Here is an 18,656-nt window from a genome sequence, read left to right on the forward strand (position 1 = left end):
TTCTCAAAGAGCGGACGCGCAGCGACTGAACCCTTCCGGGCCCCGTCCCTGGCTGGTTGTCCAACACTACGCCGCTCACCCGAGACTCGCACAACGGGAGTCCCCGGTCCGGCGGCCCTCCCGGGCCGCGCGGCGCAGAGAGAAAGTTACGTCGCTACGAGGGCGGTGTCAAACCGCCCCCGGCGTGACGCCGGACACCGCAGGTCCACGGCACGTGGCCCCGGCGCTCTCTCCTGCCGGACGCTACCTCACGTACCCCGCTGCACCCCGGCCACGGCGCGCTTCCCGCGGCGGAGGACGAGCCAGCCACCGGGCAGCCAGGCGTCGTCCCCCGGTACCGCCTCGGCGTCGGTGATCCGCTCGTTGTTCAGGTACGCGCCGCCCTCCTTCACGGTGCGGCGCGCCTCGGACAGGCTCGACACCAGGCCGGTGGCCTGCAGAAGGTGGGCGACCGTCGGCACCTCGCCGTCGACGGTCACGCTCCCGGCCTCCTGCAGCGCCGCCGTCAGGGTTCCGGCGTCCAGCGAGCGGAGGTCGTCGCGACCGAACAGCGCCCGCCCCGCCGCCTCGGCCTGCCGCAGCTCGTCAGCCCCGTGCACCAGCAGGGTGAGCTCCTCGGCGAGGGCCCGCTGAGCAGCGCGCGCCGCCGGCCGCTCGGTGCTCTCGGCGATCAGCGCCGCGATCTCGTCCGCCGGTCGCTCGGAGAACAGCGGCAGCCAGGCGCGGGCGTCGACGTCGTCGATGTTGAGCCAGTACTGGAAGAACGCGTACGGCGAGGTCAGCTCCGGGTCGAGCCAGACGGTGGCGCCCTCCGTCTTGCCGATCTTGGTGCCGTCCGCCTTGGTGATCAGCGGAGTCGCCAGGGCGTGCGCGGAGACCCCGTCGGTGCGGCGGACCAGGTCCACGCCGGCGGTGATGTTCCCCCACTGGTCCGATCCGCCGCTCTGCAGCGTGCAGCCGTGGCGCAGGTACAGCTCGCGGAAGTCGTTGGCCTGCAGGATCTGGTAGCTGAACTCGGTGTAGCTGATGCCGGCCTCGCTGTTGAGGCGGGCGGACACCGCCTCCTTGGCCAGCATCCGGCTCACCCGGAAGTGCTTGCCGATGTCGCGGAGGAAGTCGATCGCCGACAGGGGCGCGGTCCAGTCCAGGTTGTTCACGTAGATCGGTGGGCGCAGCCCGTCCTCGGCCGCGGGCAGGTCGAGGAACGGCGCGACCCGCTCGCGGATCCGGTCCACCCAGCCGGCGACCACCGCGGGATCGTTGAGCGTCCGCTCCGACGTGGGCCGCGGGTCCCCGATGAGGCCGGTGGCGCCGCCGACGAGGACGATCGGCTGGTGCCCGGACCGCTGCAGGGCGCGCAGCACCATGAACTGCAGCAGGTGGCCGACGTGCAGGCTCGGCGCCGTGGGGTCGAAGCCGCAGTAGTACGTCACGGGCCCCTCGGCGAGATGGGCGCGCAGCGCGTCCTCGTCGGTGCTCTGGGCGATCAGCCCGCGGCGGTGCAGCTCGTCGATCACGTCGGGGGCGGAAGGCGTGGTCACGGGGCACCATCCTGCCCGCCGGCCCTGCTCTGCTCTCCCCCGCCCCGACCGCCCCGACGAGTCTTCCCACCCGCCCGGAACACGCTGACCGACGGCGCCCCGGTCTCCCAGAACCGCCAGGGCAGCTCGGTCGCCATGCTGATGCCCACCCTCGGTCCCGCCGAGACGGCCTCGGGTGCGGGCCCCCGGTGCAGCCGTACCGGGGATGCCGGGTCCAGCAGGTCGGTGTCCAGGTCGTCCCGGCCGATGGCCAGCGCCTGCGTGAGGCGGGCCGGTCCGCCCGCGAGGTCTCGAGCCGTGCGGGCCACCGGCCGCCGCGAGCGAGCGAGCTCCTCCCCCAGCACCACCTCACCGGCGCGCAGGAGCACGGCCGACCCCTCGCCCTCGGCGCCCACGACGACGTTGGCGCACCAGTGCACGCCGTAGGAGAAGTAGACGTAGAGCCGCCCGGGCGGACCGAACATGATCGCCGCACGCGGGGTCGGGCCGCGGTGCGAGTGCGCCGCCGGGTCCTCCCCCGAACCCGAGTACGCCTCGACCTCGGTCAGGCGGAGCGCCACGGTGCCCTCCGGCCGCTCGGTCACGATCCAGCAGCCGAGCAGCGAGGGCGCCACGACGTCCGGCGGCCCGAGCAGCTCCGCCGCGCGGAGGAGGGGACCCGGCTCGGGCGGCGACGGGGGCGACACGCTCAGAGGGCCGCCGCCACCGGCGAGGACTCCGCCCAGCGCGCGTGCTCGGCGGCCAGCTGTCGCAGCGACGCCAGCTGCTCGGCCACCCGCTCCGGCGCCGTCCCACCGCGCGCCTTGCGGGCCTCGAGCGCGCCGCGCACGGACAGCACCGACCTGACCCCGGGGGTGAGCCGCTCGTCGATCCCGGCCAGCTGGTCGTCGTCGAGCTCGTCGAGCTCGAGCCCGGCCTCCTCGCAGAAGGCGACCATCGCGCCGGAGATCTCGTGCGCGGACCTGAACGGCACGCCCTGCCGGACCAGCCACTCCGCGACGTCGGTGGCGAGGGCGAAGCCCTGCGGCGCGGCCGCCTCCAGCACCTCCGGGCGCAGCGTGAGGGTGGCGATCATCCCGGTGACCGCCGGCAGCAGGAGCAGCAGCTGCTCCATGGAGTCGAAGACCGGCTCCTTGTCCTCCTGCAGATCGCGGTCGTAAGCCAGGGGCAGCCCCTTGAGCATCGTCAGCAGTCCGGTCAGGTTGCCGACGAAGCGGCCGGACTTGCCGCGGGCCAGTTCGGCGATGTCAGGGTTCTTCTTCTGCGGCATGATCGACGACCCGGTCGCCCAGGCGTCGTCCAGCCGGGCCCAGCCGAACTCCGTCGTCGTCCAGAGCACGACCTCCTCCCCCAGCCGGGAGAGGTGCACGCCGATCAGCGCCGCGACGAAGCAGAACTCCGCGGCGAAGTCGCGATCGCTGACCCCGTCGATGGAGTTCTCCACCGACCTGACGAACCCGAGCTCGGCGGCCACGGCCTCCGGGTCCAGCGGCAGCGACGAGCCCGCCAGCGCGCCCGAGCCGTAGGGGCTCACGGCGGCCCGCGCGTCCCAGTCCTGCAGCCGGTCCACGTCGCGGGCGATCGACTGCGCGTGGGCGAGCAGCTGGTGGCTGATGAGCACCGGCTGCGCGTGCTGCAGGTGCGTCATGCCGGGCGCGGCGACGTCGGCGTACCGCTCGGCGAGGCCGAGCAGCGCGCCCTCCAGCGCCGACAACTCGCCGACCAGCGCCCGCACCTCGTGGCGCAGGTACAGCCGCAGGTCGGTGGCGATCTGGTCGTTGCGGCTGCGGCCGGCGCGGAGCTTGCCGCCGAGTTCGCCGAGCTTCTCGGTGAGTCCCCGCTCGAGCGCCTCGTGCACGTCCTCGTCGGACTCCGCGGCCACGAACGTGCCGGCGACGACCTCGTCGGACAGCTCGCGCAGCGCCCCGAGCATCCGCTCGAGCTCCCCGTCGTCCAGGAGGCCGGCCCGGTGCAGGACCCGGGCGTGCGCCCGGGAGCCGGCCAGGTCGTAGGGCGCCAGGCGCCAGTCGAAGTGCGTCGACTTGCTCAGCGCGGCCATCGCCGGCGACGGGCCGCCGCCGAAGCGGCCGCCCCACAGCCGGGTGTGCGGGATCTCGGGAGAGCTCATGCCTGCCCCGATCCCGGCGAGCCGTGCATCCGCTGGTCGCGGGCGGCGGCCAGCTTCGACGGCATGCCCCACAGCTGGACGAAGCCCTTGGCCAGACCCTGGTCGAAGGTGTCGCCGGTGTCGTAGGTGGCGAGGTTGAAGTCGTAGAGCGAAGCCTCGCTGCGCCGTCCGGTGACCGTGGCCCGGCCACCGTGCAGGGTCATCCGGATGTCCCCGGTGACGTGCTGCTGCGACTCGGCGATGAAGGCGTCCAGCGAGCGCTTGAGCGGGGAGAACCACAGCCCGTCGTAGACCAGCTCGGCCCAGCGCTGGCCGACGGTCCGCTTGAACCGGGCCAGGTCGCGCTCGACGGTGACCGCCTCGAGCGCCTGGTGCGCGGTAATCAGCGCCATGGCGCCGGGGGCCTCGTAGACCTCGCGGCTCTTGATGCCGACCAGCCGGTCCTCGACCATGTCGAGCCGGCCCACGCCCTGGGCTCCGGCGCGGGCGTTGAGCTGCTCGATCGCCTGCAGCATCGTGACGTGCTCGCCGTCGATGGCGACGGGGACGCCGGCGCTGAAGGTGATCGTCACCTCGTCGGGCTCCCGGGGCACGGCCGGATCCTGGGTGTACTCGTAGACGTCCTCGATGGGGGCGTTCCAGATGTCCTCGAGGAAGCCGGTCTCGACGGCGCGGCCCCACACGTTCTGGTCGATCGAGTAGGGCGACTTCTTGGTGGTCGCGATCGGCAGCCCGCGCTCCTCGGCGAAGGCGATGGCCTTGTCGCGGGTCATGCCCGAGTCGCGGACCGGCGCCAGCACCTGCAGGTCGGGGCCGAGCGCGCCGATGCCCACCTCGAAGCGCACCTGGTCGTTGCCCTTGCCGGTGCAGCCGTGGGCGACCATCGAGGCCCCGTGGTACTTCGCGGCGGCCACCAGGTGCTTGACGATCAGCGGCCGGGACAGCGCGGAGACCAGCGGGTACTCGTCCATGTAGAGGGCGTTCGCCTGCAGCGCCGGCAGGCAGAAGTCGTCGGCGTACTCGTCCTTCATGTCGGCGACGATCGACTCGACCGCCCCGCAGTCCAGCGCACGCCGGCGGATGACCTCCATGTCCTCACCGCCCTGGCCGACGTCGCCGGCGACGGCGATGACCTCGGCCCCGGTCTCCTCGGCGATCCAGCCGATGGCGACGGAGGTGTCGAGTCCGCCCGAGTAGGCGAGGACGACGCGGTCGGTCATGGGGCGCTCTCTTCTGGCTCGGTGTTGGGGTCGTGGACGCCGGGTGTGCGGTCCGCCAGCGCGCGGAGGCGGTCGGCCAGCGCCGGCCCGCCGTCCGGTGCCCGGGAGACCACCAGGAGAGTGTCGTCCCCCGCGATGGTGCCCAGGACGTCGGGGAGGCCGACCTTGTCCAGGGCGGAGGCCAGGAACTGCGCGGCGCCGGGAGGTGTGCGCAGGACGGCCAGGTTGGCGCTGCCCTCGGCGCTGGTGAGCAGGTCGGCCAGCAGCCGGGTCAGCCGGGCGGGCGCGGCCTGGGCCGGACGCAGCGGAGCGTTCTCCGGGGGCAGCACGTAGGACGCCGGAGCGCCGTCGGAGCCGCGCATCTTGATGGCGCCGAGGTCCTCCAGGTCGCGCGACAGCGTGGCCTGGGTGACCTCGATACCGGACCCGGCCAGCAGCGTCGCCAGCTGCGTCTGCGAGGTCACCGCCTGCGTCTCGATCAGCTCGCGGATGCGGGCCTGGCGGGCGGTGCGGGTCAGGGCGGCGGTCATCGTCGGCTCACGCCTCCTTCCCGATCAGCCACATGAGCAGTGCCTTCTGGGCGTGCAGCCGGTTCTCGGCCTCGTCCCACACCGCGCTCTGCGGACCGTCGATCACCGAGGCGGCGATCTCCTTGCCGCGGTAGGCGGGCAGGCAGTGCAGGACGACGGCGTCGTCGGCCGCCCGGCCCACCGCGGCGTCGTCCACCGCGTACGGCAGGAACGGCGCGATCCGCGCGTCGTACTCGCCCTCCTGGCCCATGGACACCCAGGTGTCGGTGACCAGCACGTCGGCGCCGTCGGCCGCCGCCTCGGGGTCAGCGGTCCAGGCCACCGAGCCCCCCGTCTCGGCGGCGATCCCCGCCGCCCGCTCCAGCACCTTCGAGGCGGGCTGGAACCCCTCCGGCGACCCGATGCGGACGTGCATGCCCGCGGTGGCGCCACCGAGCAGGTACGAGTGCGCCATGTTGTTGGCGCCGTCGCCCAGGTAGGACAGGGACCGGCCGGCCAGCGACCCCTTGTGCTCGATCACCGTCTGCAGGTCGGCCAGGATCTGGCACGGGTGGAACTCGTCGGTGAGCGCGTTGACCACCGGCACCCGGCTGGCCGCGGCCATCGCCTCGATGCGCTCCTGGCCGAAGGTGCGCCAGACGATCGCGGCGGTCTGCCGGTCCAGCACCCGGGCGGTGTCGTCGATCGGCTCGCCGCGGCCGAGCTGGCTGGTGGCGGCGTCGATGACCAGCGGGTAGCCACCGAGCTCGGTGATGCCCACGGAGAACGACACCCGGGTGCGGGTCGAGGGCTTGTCGAACAGCACCGCGACGGCGCGGGGGACGCCGTTCGGTGCCCGCAGCGGCGTCGGTGCCTCGGCCGTGTGGCGGGAGGCCTTGAGCGAGGCGGCGAGCGCGAGCACCTCGGCCTGCTCGTCCGGGCTCAGGTCGTCGTCGCGGAGGAAGTGCCGGGTCACCGGCCGGCCTCCTGGAGTGCGGCGTCCAGCGCTGCCGGCAGCGCCGCGACGAAGGCGTCCACCTGGGCGTCGGTGAGGACCAGCGGCGGGGCGAGCCGCAGCACGCCCGGTGCCACGGCGTTGGTGAGGAAGCCGGCCGACCGCAGGTGCGTCTCGAGGCCGGCCGCGACGTCGGCGGTGAGGACGACGCCCAGCAGCGCACCCCTCCCTCGGACGCCGCTGATCCCGGCGTGCCCCAGGCCCTCGATGCCGGCGGTGAACCGGTGCTCCAGCTCCTTCGCGCGCTCGAGCAGCCCCTCGTCGCGGATGGTGTCCAGCACGGCCAGGGCTGCCGCGGCGGCGATCGGGTTGCCCCCGAAGGTGGAGCCGTGCGAGCCGGCGGTCATGAGGTCCGCGGCCTCGCCGAAGGCGAGCATCGCGCCGATCGGCAGCCCGCCGCCGAGCGCCTTGGCCAGCGTGATGACGTCGGGCTGCAGCCCGTCGGCCTGGGAGGCGAACCAGTGCCCGGTGCGGCCGATGCCGGTCTGCACCTCGTCGAGGGCGAACAGCGCGCCGGCGTCCCTCGCGGCGGTGGCGGCGGCGCCCAGGTAGCCGGCGGGTGCGGGCAGCACGCCGCCCTCCCCCAGCATCGGCTCGAGCAGCACCATCGCGGTCTGCTCCGACACCGCGCCGGCCAGCGCCGAGGCGTCGCCGTAGGGCACGTAGGACACCCCGCCCGGCAGCGGCGCGAACGCGGCCGCCTTGGACGGCTGGCCGGTGAGCGCCAGGGCCCCCATCGTGCGGCCGTGGAAGGCGCCCTCGGCGGTGACCACCTCGGTGCGGCCGGTGAGCCGGCTGAGCTTGAACGCCGCCTCGTTGGCCTCCGCGCCGGAGTTGCAGAAGAACACTCTGCCGGGGCGGCCGGCGAGCTCGATCAGCCGCTCGGCCAACGCGACGCCGGGCTCGTGCATCGCCAGGTTGGAGACGTGCCCGAGGGTGGCGGCCTGGGTGGTGATCGCCTCGACGACCTTCGGGTGCGCGTGCCCGAGGATCGTGGTGGCGATCCCGCCGAGCAGGTCGGTGTACTCACGGCCGTCGACGTCGGTCACCGTCGCGCCGGCGCCGCTCGCCAGCGCGACCGGCGGCGTCCGGTAGTTGCCCATCATCACGGCCGACCAGCGGCGGGCCAGCTCCTCCGTGTGCGTGGTCATGCCGGCCCCTCCTTCGTGTCGGCTGGGACGACCATCGTCCCGGTGCCTTCGGTCGTGAACATCTCCAGCAGCAGCGCGTGCGGCGTGCGCCCGTCGACCACTGTCGCCCGGCGGACGCCGCCCTCGACGGCCCGCAGGCAGGCGGCCATCTTCGGGACCATCCCGGCGTCGAGGGTGGGCAGGATCCCGGCGAGCTCGCGCGCGTCGATCTGCTGCACCAGCGAGCCCCGATCGGGCCAGTCGGCGTACAGCCCCTCGACGTCGGTGAGGACGACGAACTTCACCGCGCCGAGAGCGGTGGCGAGCGCCGCCGCCGCGGTGTCGGCGTTGACGTTGTGCACCACGCCGTCGGCGTCCGGGGCCACGCTGGCGACGACCGGGATGTGCCCGGCCTCGAGCAGCGCGGTGACCGGGGTGGGGTCGACGCCGACGACGTCGCCGACCAGGCCGATGTCCACCGGCTCGCCGTCGACGACCGCGTGGGTGCGGGCGGCGGTGAACAGCCCGCCGTCCTCCCCCGACAGGTGCACCGCCATCGGGCCGTGCTGGTTGATCAGGCCGACGATGTCCGGACCGACCTGGCCGGTGAGCACCATGCGGACGACGCCGATGGTCTCGGGCGTGGTGACCCGCAGGCCGCCGCGGAACTCGCTCTCGATGCCCAGCCGGCCGAGCATCTCGGTGATCTGCGGGCCGCCGCCGTGGACGACGACGGGCAGGATCCCGCAGGTCCGCAGGAAGACCATGTCCTCGGCGAAGGCCCGGCGGCACTCGTCGTCGACCATGGCGTGCCCGCCGTACTTGATGACGACGACGTTGCCGTGGAACTCCCGCAGCCAGGGCAGCGCCCCGGTGAGGACGGCGACCTTCTGCGCGTCGCCCTCGGGGTCCTCGCGGCGCATGACCCGCTGGGTGCCGATCCGCCGCGGGGGCGTGGCCAGGTCGATCGCCACGTCGGGCGGGGTGGGGTCCTCGGGGCCATGTTCGTGCATCTGGCCCTTCTGGGGTTCGGTGCTCATGTGGAGTAGGCCGAGTTCTCGTGCACGTAGGCGATCGACAGGTCGTTGGTCCAGATGGTCGCCTCCTCCGCGCCGGCCTTCAGGTCGACGTCGATGGTGATCGCCCGGCCAGTGAGGTCGACGCCCTCGCGCGGGTCTCCGATCGCGCCGCCCCGGCAGACGGTGACGCCGTTGATCGTCACGTCGACCTGATCGGCCTCGAAGGCCGCGTCGGTGGTGCCGATCGCGGCCAGCACCCGGCCCCAGTTGGGGTCGTTGCCGAAGAGCGCCGTCTTGAGCAGGTTGTTGCGGGCGCACGCGCGCCCCGCGGTGAGTGCGTCCTCGACGGTGGCCGCGTTGCGGACCGTGATCGCGATGTCCTTGGTGGAGCCCTCGGCGTCGGCGAGGAGCTGCATCGCGAGGTCGGTGGCCGCGGCGGTGAGCGCCTCGGTGAGCTGCTCCTCCGTGGGCGTCACGCCGCTCGCGCCGTTGGCCATCACGAGCACGGTGTCGTTGGTGGACAGGCAGCCGTCGGAGTCGACCCGCTCGAAGCTGACCGCCGTGGCCTGCTTCAACGCCCGCTGCAGCACGTCGGGTTCGGCGATCGCGTCGGTGGTGAGGACGACGAGCATGGTGGCCAGGCTGGGCGCGAGCATGCCGGCGCCCTTGGCCATGCCGCCGATGCTCCAGCCGTCGACCTGCTGGACGGTCGTCTTCGGCACGGAGTCGGTGGTCATGATCGCGCGTGCGGCGGCCGGGCCGCCGTCCTCGGACAGCGCCTGCGCCGCGGCGGTGACCCCCGCGGTCAGCTTGTCCATGGGCAGCCGCACGCCGATCAGCCCGGTGCTCGCGACCGCGACGTCGATGGCGCCGACGCCGAGCTCCTCGGCCACGTGCTCGGCCGTGGTGTGGGTGTCGGCGAACCCCTCGGGGCCGGTGCAGGCGTTGGCGCCGCCGGAGTTGAGGACGACGGCCCGGCAGCGCTGACCGGCGAGCACCTGGCGGCTCCACAGCACCGGCGCGGCCGGGAAGCGGTTGGTGGTGAAGACGGCGGCGGCGACGTCGTCGGGGCCGGTGTTCAGCACCAGCGCGACGTCCGGGTCGCCGGAGGACTTGAGGCCGGCGGCGACGCCGGCGGCGCTGAACCCGTGCGGTGCGGTGACGCTCACGGCGCGACTCCGATCAGCGGGAGGCCGGTGGTCTCGGGCAGGCCGAGGGCGATGTTGGCGCACTGGATCGCCGCTCCGCCGGTGCCCTTGGTCAGGTTGTCGACGGCGGCGACGACGACCAGCCGGCCGGCGTCGGCGTCGACGGCGAGCTGGAGGGCCACGGTGTTGGCGCCGAGCACCTGTGCGGTGGTCGGCCACTGGCGCTCGGGGAGCAGGTGCACGAACGGCTCCTCGGCGTAAGCCTGCTCGTAGGCGGCCCGGACGGCGGCCTCGTCGATGCCGGGCGCGAGCGTGGCCGAGCAGGTCGCCAGGATGCCCCGGCTCATCGGCACGAGGGTCGGCGTGAAGCTGACGCGCACGTTCCTACCGGCGGCCCGGGAGAGCCCCTCGATCATCTCGGGGGTGTGCCGGTGGACCCCGCCGACGCCGTAGGCGCTGACCGAGCCCATCACCTCGCTGCCGAGCAGGTGCGGCTTGGCCGACTTCCCCGCGCCGGAGGTGCCCGAGGCCGCCACCACGACCACCTCGGGCTCGACGAGGCCTGCTGCCACCGCGGGGGCCATGGCCAGCGTGACCGACGTCGGGTAGCAGCCCGGGACGGCGATCCGCGTGGCGTTCCGCAGCTGCTCACGCGCACCGGGCAGCTCCGGCAGGCCGTAGGGCCAGGTGCCGGCGTGCACGCCGCCGTACCACCGCGCCCACGCGTCGGGGTCGGTCAGCCGGTGGTCGGCGCCGCAGTCGATCACCAGGGTCTCGGCGGGCAGCTGCCCGGCGATCGTCGCGGACTCCCCGTGCGGCAGGGCCAGCACGACGACGTCGTACCCGACGAGGCTCGCCGCGTCGCTGGGCTGGACGGTCAGATCGGCGAAGGGCAGCAGGTGGGGCTGCAGCTCACCGAAGCGTCGGCCGGCGCTCGCGTTGGCGTGCACCCCGGTCAGCCGCAGGTTCGGGTGCCCGGCCAGCAGCCGGCACACCTCTCCCCCGGCGTATCCGGTGGCGCCGGTGACCCCGACCGTCCACGTCTGCCCTGTACTCACGATGCATGACCATACACGGCCACGCATGATCGCTCACTTGTTATCGACTGACCTCACTAGCCGGGCCCTCCCCGCGGAGGCTGATCATGCGACCGTCGGCTCTGGCGTGGCGCGACTCCGGACGTCGGCGAGCACGGTGACGATGCGGTCGACCTCCGCATCGCTGAACAGCGACTGCGGACCCTGAGGAGCGTGCTCGCTGAACGGCGACTCGAAGAGTCGGCCTGGCTCCATCACTCCGTTCGCCGTCAGATGCTCGATGATCAGCTGGACGAATCGCAACTGGCTGGCGGTGAAGTCGGCGCTGCGTGAAAACTCGGCGAACGCGGCCGCCGCCGCCTCGCGGTCGAGCCCGACCAGCGACCGCACGAAGATCCCGAGCCCCTCGGCCTCCTCGCGCGCCCTCTCGAGATCCGCCCGCGTGCCGGCGCCGGACGCGAGCAGCATCTCCTCCAGCGCCGCGAGGTCCGCGTCGGTGAGCTGGAGGTTGCGCCTGAGCCGCTGCAACGCGAGGTGGTCCTCGTGCTCGCGCAGATAGGCCCGCGCCTTGTCCCGGAATCGTTCGAGGTTCGTCCCGGGGGTGAGGAAGGGCAGTTCGACGTCGGCCACCGTGCCCGCCTCGTCGGCGAAGTTCGTGTAGACGACGCCCCGCCGCTCCCGTGGCACGAACCGCACCAGCCCGCGCACCCGGCGCCGAGCCGTCTCCAGCATCGGCAGGGTCACATCGACCCACCACTCGTCGTCGGCCAGCTCGGCGAGCAGCTGCTCGACCGCCTTCACCGACGGGATGGCCGTCTGCGCGAGCAGCGCGGCCGCGATGTCCTGGACCTGCCCCCGGATCCGCTCGAACGTCACGCCATCCTCGTCCAGTCGGGCGAGCTGGCACCGCAGGAGCAGAAGGTCGAAGCGCTTGGCTCCTTCGTCGTCCCTGCTTCGCGACGACGGCAGCCCGGCCAAGTGCCGCCCGATCTCCTCGGCCTGACTCGAATCGAGGCGCTGCCAGGCGCCCCAGTCGGAGTAGGTCTCCACCCACTGCCGGGCCGGCCGCACGAGCACGTTGTGCACGTTCATGCCGAGGACGACGTCGTGCATCGCCCACGCCAGGTCGACACGCAGCCCTGGTTCGGTCTGCTCACCCTCACCTACCTCGGGGAGAGCGACGTCAGGACCGAGCCGGGCGTCAAGCCCGGCGACCAGGCCGAGCCTCGCCTCGAACAGCCGTTGCGTGAGCGACTTCTGCACCGACCCGGCAGTGCCGGTGAGGCCGGCACCGAAGAACTCGAGGTTGCCGCAGACGTCGAGGACCAGGAATTCCGTCTTCGGGATGTCCGGGCCGTAGAGGTCGGGGCGCAGCCGGGTGCCGCGCCCGATCATCTGCCAGAACTTGCTCGACGAGCGCACGAGCTTGAAGAAGACGAGGTTGACGATCTCCGGGATGTCGACCCCGGTGTCGAGCATGTCGACGGAGATGGCGACGTGCGGTTCGTTCTCCGGGATGGCGAACTGGTCGATCAGGTGCGCGGCCGTGGTGACCGCGTGGGTGATCACCGCCGCGTACCCCCCGCCGTAGCCGGGGTACTGGGCATCGAACCGCTGCTTGATGAACTCCGCGTGCTGCTGGCTCTTCGCGAAGACGATCGTCTTTCCCAGCCGGTCGCCGCCGGCCACCTTGAGGCCGCGTTCCATCAGAGTGGCGAGCACCTTGTCGACGGTGTCGGCGTTGAAGAGGAACCGGTTGAGCTCCTCCGGGTCGACGGCGTCAGGCGCGGTGCCATCGTCGCTGCCCCAGTCGAGGGCGTCCCACTCGTCCTTCTCGTCCTCAGAGAGGTCGGCATAGCGGATGCCGGAGCGCAGGAAGGCCGTCGGCGCTGACAGCGAGCGAGGCGGCACCAGGTAGCCGTCGGCGATCGCTTCGTCGAGCGGGTAGGCGTCGGTGGGGACGCCGTCCTCGAGGGAGAACAGTGAGTAGGTGTTGCGGTCGATCTCGTCCTTCGGGGTGGCGGTGAGGCCGACGAGGAGCGAGTCGAACCAGCTGAACAACGCGCGGTACTTCTGGTAGACCGACCGGTGCGCCTCGTCGACGACCACGAGGTCGAAGTGCCCGGGGCCGAACAGCCGCCGCCCGCCGTCGGTGGCGTTGACCAGGTTGAGCATCGTCGGGTACGTCGACACGAAGACCCGGCCGTCGGCGGACTTCTCCTCCAGCAGGTTGACCGTCGTCACGTTCGGCAGGTGTGTGCGGAAGGCGTTGGCCGCCTGTTTCACCAGCACCTGCCGGTCAGCGAGGAACAGGACTCGCTTCACCCAGCCGGCCCGCATCAGCTGATCGACCAGCGCGATCACGGTGCGGGTCTTGCCCGAGCCCGTCGCCATGACGAGCAACGCGGCACGCTGCTTGGCGGTGAACGCATCGCCGACGGCGCGGATCGCCCGCTGCTGGTACGGGCGCTCGACGATGGCGTCGCTGATCGGAATGTCGGCGAGCGACTGCCGCGTGCTGCGCCGCTGCACCATGAGGTCGAGCTCATCGGCGGTGCGGAAGCCCTCGACCCGGCGGGGCGGGTAGCCGGAGGCGTCGTCCCAGAGCCAGGTCTCGAACCCGTTGGTCCAGTAGATGACCGGACGTCGCCCGTGCATCTGCTGCAGGCTGTCGGCGTAGAGCCTGGCCTGGTACTGGCCGGTGTTGGGGTCCACGCTGGTCCGCTTGGCCTCGACGACGGCGAGCGGCAGCCCGTCGGCGCCCCACAGCACGTAGTCCGCGCGTCCGCTCCCTCCGGTGGTGGGCATGCCGATGAGCGGGTACTCGCGGTCGCGGGCCTCGGTGAGCTGCCAGCCGGCTTCCCGGAGCAGCTCGTCGATGAGCGCGGTGCGGGTAGTGGCCTCGTCGTAGTCGTGGGTGTCCGCGAGGGTGTGCCGCGCCTGCGCGGCAGCGATCTGCCTGCGAAGCTGCTCGATCTCAGCGTTCTGGGCGGCCGCGAGGTCGTCGCGTTCGCGCAGCTGACGGGCGTGCGCCTCGTCCTGTTCGCGGAACTTCTCGGCCAGCTTTTGGATGTCGGCGCGACTGAGCGGGGCGGCTCGCTGGGCCAGCGCGGGGTCGAAGCGGGTAGCGACCGGCGCGTCCGCGGGAGCCCGCGAGTACCGCTGCGCGGTCCAGATCACGACGTGGAAGAGCTCCCGGACGGCGTCGAGCGCGGCCTGCGCCAGGATCGGCCTCTGGTCGTGCACGGCGGTGTTGCCGAGCTTGCGGATGAGAGTGAGCTTGTTGGTGACGCCGAGCGGGACCCGGCGGCCGAAAGCGGGGTCGGCGATGCGGGCGGCGAGGTCGTCCCGGTACGGGATCGGCAGCCGGTCGACGGCGTAGATGTGGGCGACCAGCTGCTCGACGGCCCGCCGCGCGTAGAAGCAGGCCGAGCGAGGGTCCGTGGTGAGGTAGGACTCGGCCTGCACGCAGTCGGCGTGCACCGCGGGCCATTCGGCACGCAGGAACCCGAAGTTGCTCACTGCGTCAGCCCCCGATCCCCGTCGACCAGCGGCCGCGGACGTCGGTGCGTGGCCGATGCGTCACCCTACGAGACCTAGGCGTGCCGATGGGATTGGCGCGGTCGATGCTGTCGCCCGGAAGTGCGAGACCCAGAGCTTCCGGAGGCCCCGTCATCTGACGATGCATAGGCCTCTGACCAGCACTTTTCGTTGTCGGCGCGCACGTTCTGCGGTATCATTCGAACAGACGTTCGGACACTCGGAGCGCAGTCGAGAGGAGGTGCCATGGGTCTGGATGAGGGGTTCGAGCCCTTCCCCGATGGCGGCACCTTCCGTCTCGGCGCCGCTTCCCCCGCCCCTGGTCGGTCCACGGCGGCCGACCGGCCGGCGGCCTCGGCTCCAGCGGCGGATGCGAAGGCCGCTCGTCAGGCCGAGCGCGAAGCGGCCCGTCAGTTGTCCATGGTGCTGCCCGACGACATCGCGGCCGTCCTGGCCGGCGCACTCGAGCTGGCCGGCGCGGATCTGCCCGAAGGCTCACCGGCCACCCAGGCACCGGCCTTGCTGGCCCGCGTGCGCGGGCTGATCCGGCTGCAGAACGTCGTCGAAGCCGCGGTGGCCGGGACCGTCCGGGCCGCTGAGTGCGCCCAGGCCGCGGAGTTCGACGGCCACAAGACGATGAAGACGTGGATGGCGGGGCACCTGAACGTGTCCACCGCCACCGCCGCCCGGGTGACGCGCGCCGGACGGACGTTGGAGCAACTGCCGCGGTGGTCCGAAGCCGCCTCGGCGGGGCAGGTCACGCCCGATCAGACCGCGGTCGTCGCCAAGGTCGCCACCGCCGCCCGGCTGGCCGCCGCGGCCGAGCTCGGCGCGGACCTGCACGGGGACGACGGGATCGACGCGACGCTGCTGGCCTGTGCAACCGGCGATCACCCCGAGGCGCTTCCTGCAGCGGTCGCGCGCTTGCTGAACTGGATCGACCCCGACGGGCCCGAACCTGATCCCACCCGTCGTCGGGAACTGCACCTCACCCCTTCGGCCGGCGCCGAGGGTGGCGGGACCATCCACGGCCGCCTCGACGCCGCCGGGTTCGAGAAGGTCAGCACCGCGCTCACCGCGCACCAGCAGGCCGGTCGGGTCGCCGACGACGACCGCAACCACGCCCAGCAGATGGCCGACGCGCTCGTGCAGGTGGCCGACAACGCCCTGGCTTCCGCCGACACCCCGATGCTGCGCAAGCACCATGCTCAGGTCGCGGCGACGATCTCCGCCGAGGACCTGCTCGACTCGGACGTGATCGCGGGTGCGGCACGCCTCGGGTCGGGCCAGCGGGTGTCCAACGAGGTGGCCCGCCAGTTGGCCTGCGACTCGATCATCACCCGGGTGCTCTTCGGCCCCGACGGGATGCCGCTGAACATCGGCCGCGCGCAGCGCCTCGTTCCTGCTCACATCCGCAAGGCCGCCGAGGCGCGTGACGGCGGCTGCGTCTTCGCCGGCTGCTCGGCGCCGACCTGGTGGTGCGATGCGCATCATGTTCAGGAGTGGATCGCCAACCACGGTGAGACATCGGTGGCTAACACAGCGTTGCTGTGCGAGCGTCACCACACCAAGGTCCACCACGGCTTCTCCATCGCGTGGGACCCGGTCGAGAAACGCTGGCGCACCTACCGCGCAGACGGAACCGAGATCATCGTCGGCTACCCACCCGGAGAACCGGTCCCCCGCGAGTAGCCGGGCGGTTCAAAGCTGCCCAGCAAACGCCCGGGCTTGAAGGCCATCTGCCAATCCGATCAACTGCACCTGACGCTTCTCCTGCAGTTGGTCCTGGCGACGGATCGCGAGGAGCCGGTCAACCAATTCCTCCTGAACCGCCAGGGTTGGGACCGGAATGAGCGCGGCCCGCAGAGACCCCACGTTGAAGTGCTGTTGGATCTGCCCCCGCTGCTCACCAGATACGAGACGGCGACCGACCGTCGAGTTCATCAGCGCTTCCAGGTAGAGCGGATGAGCGACTGTTGGATTGGGGGTAGCCACAATCAAGTCGATCGCGTTGCCGCCCGCGAGTGAGTCCGGCACCACTGCCGTCACACCAGGGCGCCCGGTGCGAGCTATCACAAGGTCGCCAGCGAGAAGCTTCGACTTGGCCAACGGTCCGTCGTTGGCCGCCTGCGAGAAGTACACGAGATCCGTCGCATCGATGCGACCAGCTTTGACGTTGGTCGTGCGTAGCGCGGGAACGCCAGCCTCGACGTAGTGACTGGCGGGTCGAATGACGACACCGACGGTGAGACGAGTGCAGCAGTCGCCGAACGACCGGTAGTCCGACAACGCAAGCGATCCAAGGTGCCGCTCAACGACCCCTTGGATTAGTGCCACATTGAGCTGTCGCGCCCGGGTAGTTGCGGCCTGAAGCGTGTCAACGCGATCCAGCACTGCCGCGATCCGCTGCTGCTCGCTAAGCGGCGGCAACGGCAGGTCGAGCCCCTCAAGGAAGCCGACAGGCACGCGTCGTTGGCCTCCGCTGCCAGTCATTCGCCGTTCCCCCTCCAGTCGAACCTGGTCGCGGCGAAGGAAGTGCAGAAGGTAGCGAGCGTCAGCAACGTGCGACCGAGGTCGAACGACGTGGAACTCGGTCGACCCAACTCCGACGCGGCGACCGATTCGAGCTTGACCGATCTTGTTGTTCTGGAAGCACGGCGTGATCTTGGCGATGAGCAGATCGCCATCGAGGAACGGCGTGTATCCCCTGGACACCTCGCCAAATGGTCGCTCCTCGCCGCATTCGGTCGAGCCGTCGGTGCCCAAACCCGCCATCGGCAGGAACGAGACCAACTCTTCCGAGCCAGGTCTTTCCGGGAGCCGAGGGTTGATGTCGGCGATGTCGCCCAGGGCCACCCTTGTCACGCGAGCATTTCCTTGAGCTCGGCAAGGCCCTGCTGGATCTCCTTCTCCATCTGCTCCAGCTCAGCGATGATCTCCAGCGGGTCGCGGTGCTCGACCTCCTCGTGCACGACCTCGCGGTAACGGTTCAGCGAGAGGTCGTAGCCCTGCGCCGCGATGTCCGCCTTCGGCACGCAGAAGCTCTGCTCCGTGCGCGCTCGCTGCCGCTCGGAGCCGTCCCGCTGCGCCCAACGCGTGAGGACGTCGGGCAGGTCGTCGGCTTCGGTCGGCGTCCGCTTGTCGTCGAGGCTGAAGCCGTCGGCACGCACGTCGTAGAACCACACATCATCCGTGCCGCCGGAGTCGGTGCGCGTGAAGAACAGGATCGCCGTCGACACCCCCGCGTAGGGGCGGAACACCCCGCTCGGCAGCTTCACGACGGCATCCAGCTTCTGGTCCTCGACCAGCGTCTTCCGCAGCGTCTTGTGCGCCGTCGACGAGCCGAACAGCACGCCGTCCGGAACGATCACCGCTGCCCGACCGCCCGGCTGCAGCAGCCGGAGGAACAGGGCGAGGAACAGCAGCTCGGTCTTGCGGGTCTTCACCACCCGCTGCAGGTCCTTCGACACCGACTCGGCGTCGAGGCTGCCGGCGAAGGGTGGATTCGCCAGCACCAGCGAGTACCGGCCCTCGTCACCCGACGCACCCTCGGAGAGCGAGTCTCGGTAGCGGATGTCGGGCTGCTCCACACCGTGCAGCAGCATGTTCATGCTGCCGATGCGCAGCATGGTCGAGTCGAAGTCGTAGCCGTGGAACATGCCGTGGTGGAAGTGCCGCGACTGCTGCGCATCGTGCAGGGCTCCGGGGTGCTCGCGCCGCACGTACTCCCCCGCGGCGACCAGGAACCCGGCCGTGCCGCACGCCGGATCGCAGATCGCGTCCGACGGCGTGGGCGCGGTCATCGCGACCATCAGCTCGATGATGTGCCGCGGCGTACGGAACTGGCCGTTGTGCCCGGAGGTGGCGATCTTGCCGAGCATGTACTCGTAGAGGTCGCCGTTGGTGTCGCGATCGTCCATCGGCAACTCGTCGATCATGTCGACCACCCGGGCCAGCAGCGCCGGCGTTGGGATGGTGAACCGTGCGTCGCGCATGTGGTGGGCGTAAGTGGAGTCGTCCCCGCCGAGCCGCTGCAGGAACGGGAAAACTCCCTGGGCAACCAGGGCGTGCATGACGCCCGGCTCCTCGTTCTTGAGGTGGCTCCATCGCAGGTTCTGCTCGTCGGGACCGAAGACCGGGTTCTCGATCGGCCTTCCGGTGACCCGGGCCTTGTTCGCTGCTCGGGTGTGCAGGTCGTCGAGGCGGCGGATGAACAGCAGGTAGGTGATCTGCTCGATCACCTCCAGTGGGTTCGAGATACCGCCCGACCAGAACGCGTCCCACACGCGGTCGATCGTCGTCTTGACCTGCCCCCGAAGTACCGTCACGTCAGGCACGCTATCCCGGTCGCTCATCGGTCATGAGCAAG

Annotated in this window: 14 protein-coding genes; 1 reads left to right on the plus strand and 13 read right to left on the minus strand. The window is 71.5% G+C overall.

The window, feature by feature from the left end:
• Positions 1 to 248: 248 nt before the first annotated feature.
• The 11 genes from tyrS to A6V29_RS15380 form a co-directional block, all read right to left on the minus strand.
• Positions 249 to 1,541, minus strand: coding sequence for a tyrosine--tRNA ligase (gene tyrS / locus A6V29_RS15330; RefSeq protein ID WP_137161112.1), 1,293 nt, complete (start codon positions 1,539 to 1,541; stop codon positions 249 to 251).
• Complete coding sequence (locus tag A6V29_RS15335) at positions 1,538 to 2,227, minus strand: DNA-3-methyladenine glycosylase (protein WP_249933263.1); 690 nt, start codon at positions 2,225 to 2,227, stop codon at positions 1,538 to 1,540. Before A6V29_RS15335 ends, tyrS begins: the two co-directional genes overlap by 4 nt.
• Positions 2,228 to 2,229: 2 nt before the next feature.
• Complete coding sequence (gene argH, locus A6V29_RS15340) at positions 2,230 to 3,669, minus strand: argininosuccinate lyase (protein ID WP_137161113.1); 1,440 nt, start codon at positions 3,667 to 3,669, stop codon at positions 2,230 to 2,232.
• Positions 3,666 to 4,889, minus strand: a complete 1,224-nt coding sequence (locus A6V29_RS15345) for an argininosuccinate synthase (protein WP_137161114.1) — start codon at positions 4,887 to 4,889, stop codon at positions 3,666 to 3,668. Before A6V29_RS15345 ends, argH begins: the two co-directional genes overlap by 4 nt.
• Entirely contained in the window at positions 4,886 to 5,419 is a 534-nt protein-coding gene (locus A6V29_RS15350) for an arginine repressor (protein WP_137161115.1), read from the minus strand. The genes A6V29_RS15345 and A6V29_RS15350 overlap by 4 nt, the downstream gene beginning before the upstream one ends.
• Positions 5,420 to 5,426: 7 nt before the next feature.
• The gene (gene argF, locus A6V29_RS15355) at positions 5,427 to 6,374 is read right to left on the minus strand and encodes an ornithine carbamoyltransferase (RefSeq protein WP_137161116.1); all 948 of its coding nucleotides are present in this window, start codon (positions 6,372 to 6,374) and stop codon (positions 5,427 to 5,429) included.
• A complete protein-coding gene (locus tag A6V29_RS15360; protein ID WP_137161117.1) occupies positions 6,371 to 7,564 on the minus strand; it encodes an acetylornithine transaminase in 1,194 nt (397 codons plus the stop codon). Before A6V29_RS15360 ends, argF begins: the two co-directional genes overlap by 4 nt.
• A complete protein-coding gene (gene argB / locus A6V29_RS15365) occupies positions 7,561 to 8,583 on the minus strand; it encodes an acetylglutamate kinase (RefSeq protein ID WP_249933264.1) in 1,023 nt (340 codons plus the stop codon). Before argB ends, A6V29_RS15360 begins: the two co-directional genes overlap by 4 nt.
• Positions 8,580 to 9,731, minus strand: a complete 1,152-nt coding sequence (gene argJ / locus A6V29_RS15370; protein WP_137161118.1) for a bifunctional glutamate N-acetyltransferase/amino-acid acetyltransferase ArgJ — start codon at positions 9,729 to 9,731, stop codon at positions 8,580 to 8,582. The genes argB and argJ overlap by 4 nt, the downstream gene beginning before the upstream one ends.
• Positions 9,728 to 10,768, minus strand: coding sequence for an N-acetyl-gamma-glutamyl-phosphate reductase (gene argC / locus A6V29_RS15375; protein WP_212719449.1), 1,041 nt, complete (start codon positions 10,766 to 10,768; stop codon positions 9,728 to 9,730). Before argC ends, argJ begins: the two co-directional genes overlap by 4 nt.
• Positions 10,769 to 10,852: 84 nt before the next feature.
• On the minus strand, positions 10,853 to 14,269 hold the full coding sequence (locus A6V29_RS15380; protein WP_137161120.1) for a DEAD/DEAH box helicase family protein: 3,417 nt from the start codon (positions 14,267 to 14,269) through the stop codon (positions 10,853 to 10,855).
• 264 nt (positions 14,270 to 14,533) lie between these two features.
• Between A6V29_RS15380 and A6V29_RS15385 the strand changes: the two genes are divergently transcribed.
• Entirely contained in the window at positions 14,534 to 15,979 is a 1,446-nt protein-coding gene (locus A6V29_RS15385; RefSeq protein WP_212719452.1) for an HNH endonuclease signature motif containing protein, read from the plus strand.
• 9 nt (positions 15,980 to 15,988) lie between these two features.
• Here the strand turns inward: A6V29_RS15385 and A6V29_RS15390 are convergent, their stop codons facing one another.
• Both A6V29_RS15390 and A6V29_RS15395 read right to left on the minus strand, forming a co-directional pair.
• A complete protein-coding gene (locus tag A6V29_RS15390) occupies positions 15,989 to 17,143 on the minus strand; it encodes a restriction endonuclease subunit S (protein ID WP_137161122.1) in 1,155 nt (384 codons plus the stop codon).
• A gap of 5 nt (positions 17,144 to 17,148) precedes the next feature.
• Positions 17,149 to 18,615, minus strand: a complete 1,467-nt coding sequence (locus A6V29_RS15395) for a type I restriction-modification system subunit M (protein ID WP_249933265.1) — start codon at positions 18,613 to 18,615, stop codon at positions 17,149 to 17,151.
• Between the last annotated feature and the right edge of the window lie 41 nt (positions 18,616 to 18,656).

Origin of the sequence: Blastococcus sp. CCUG 61487 (assembly GCF_005222955.1) — a bacterium.
Taxonomy (GTDB): domain Bacteria; phylum Actinomycetota; class Actinomycetes; order Mycobacteriales; family Geodermatophilaceae; genus Blastococcus.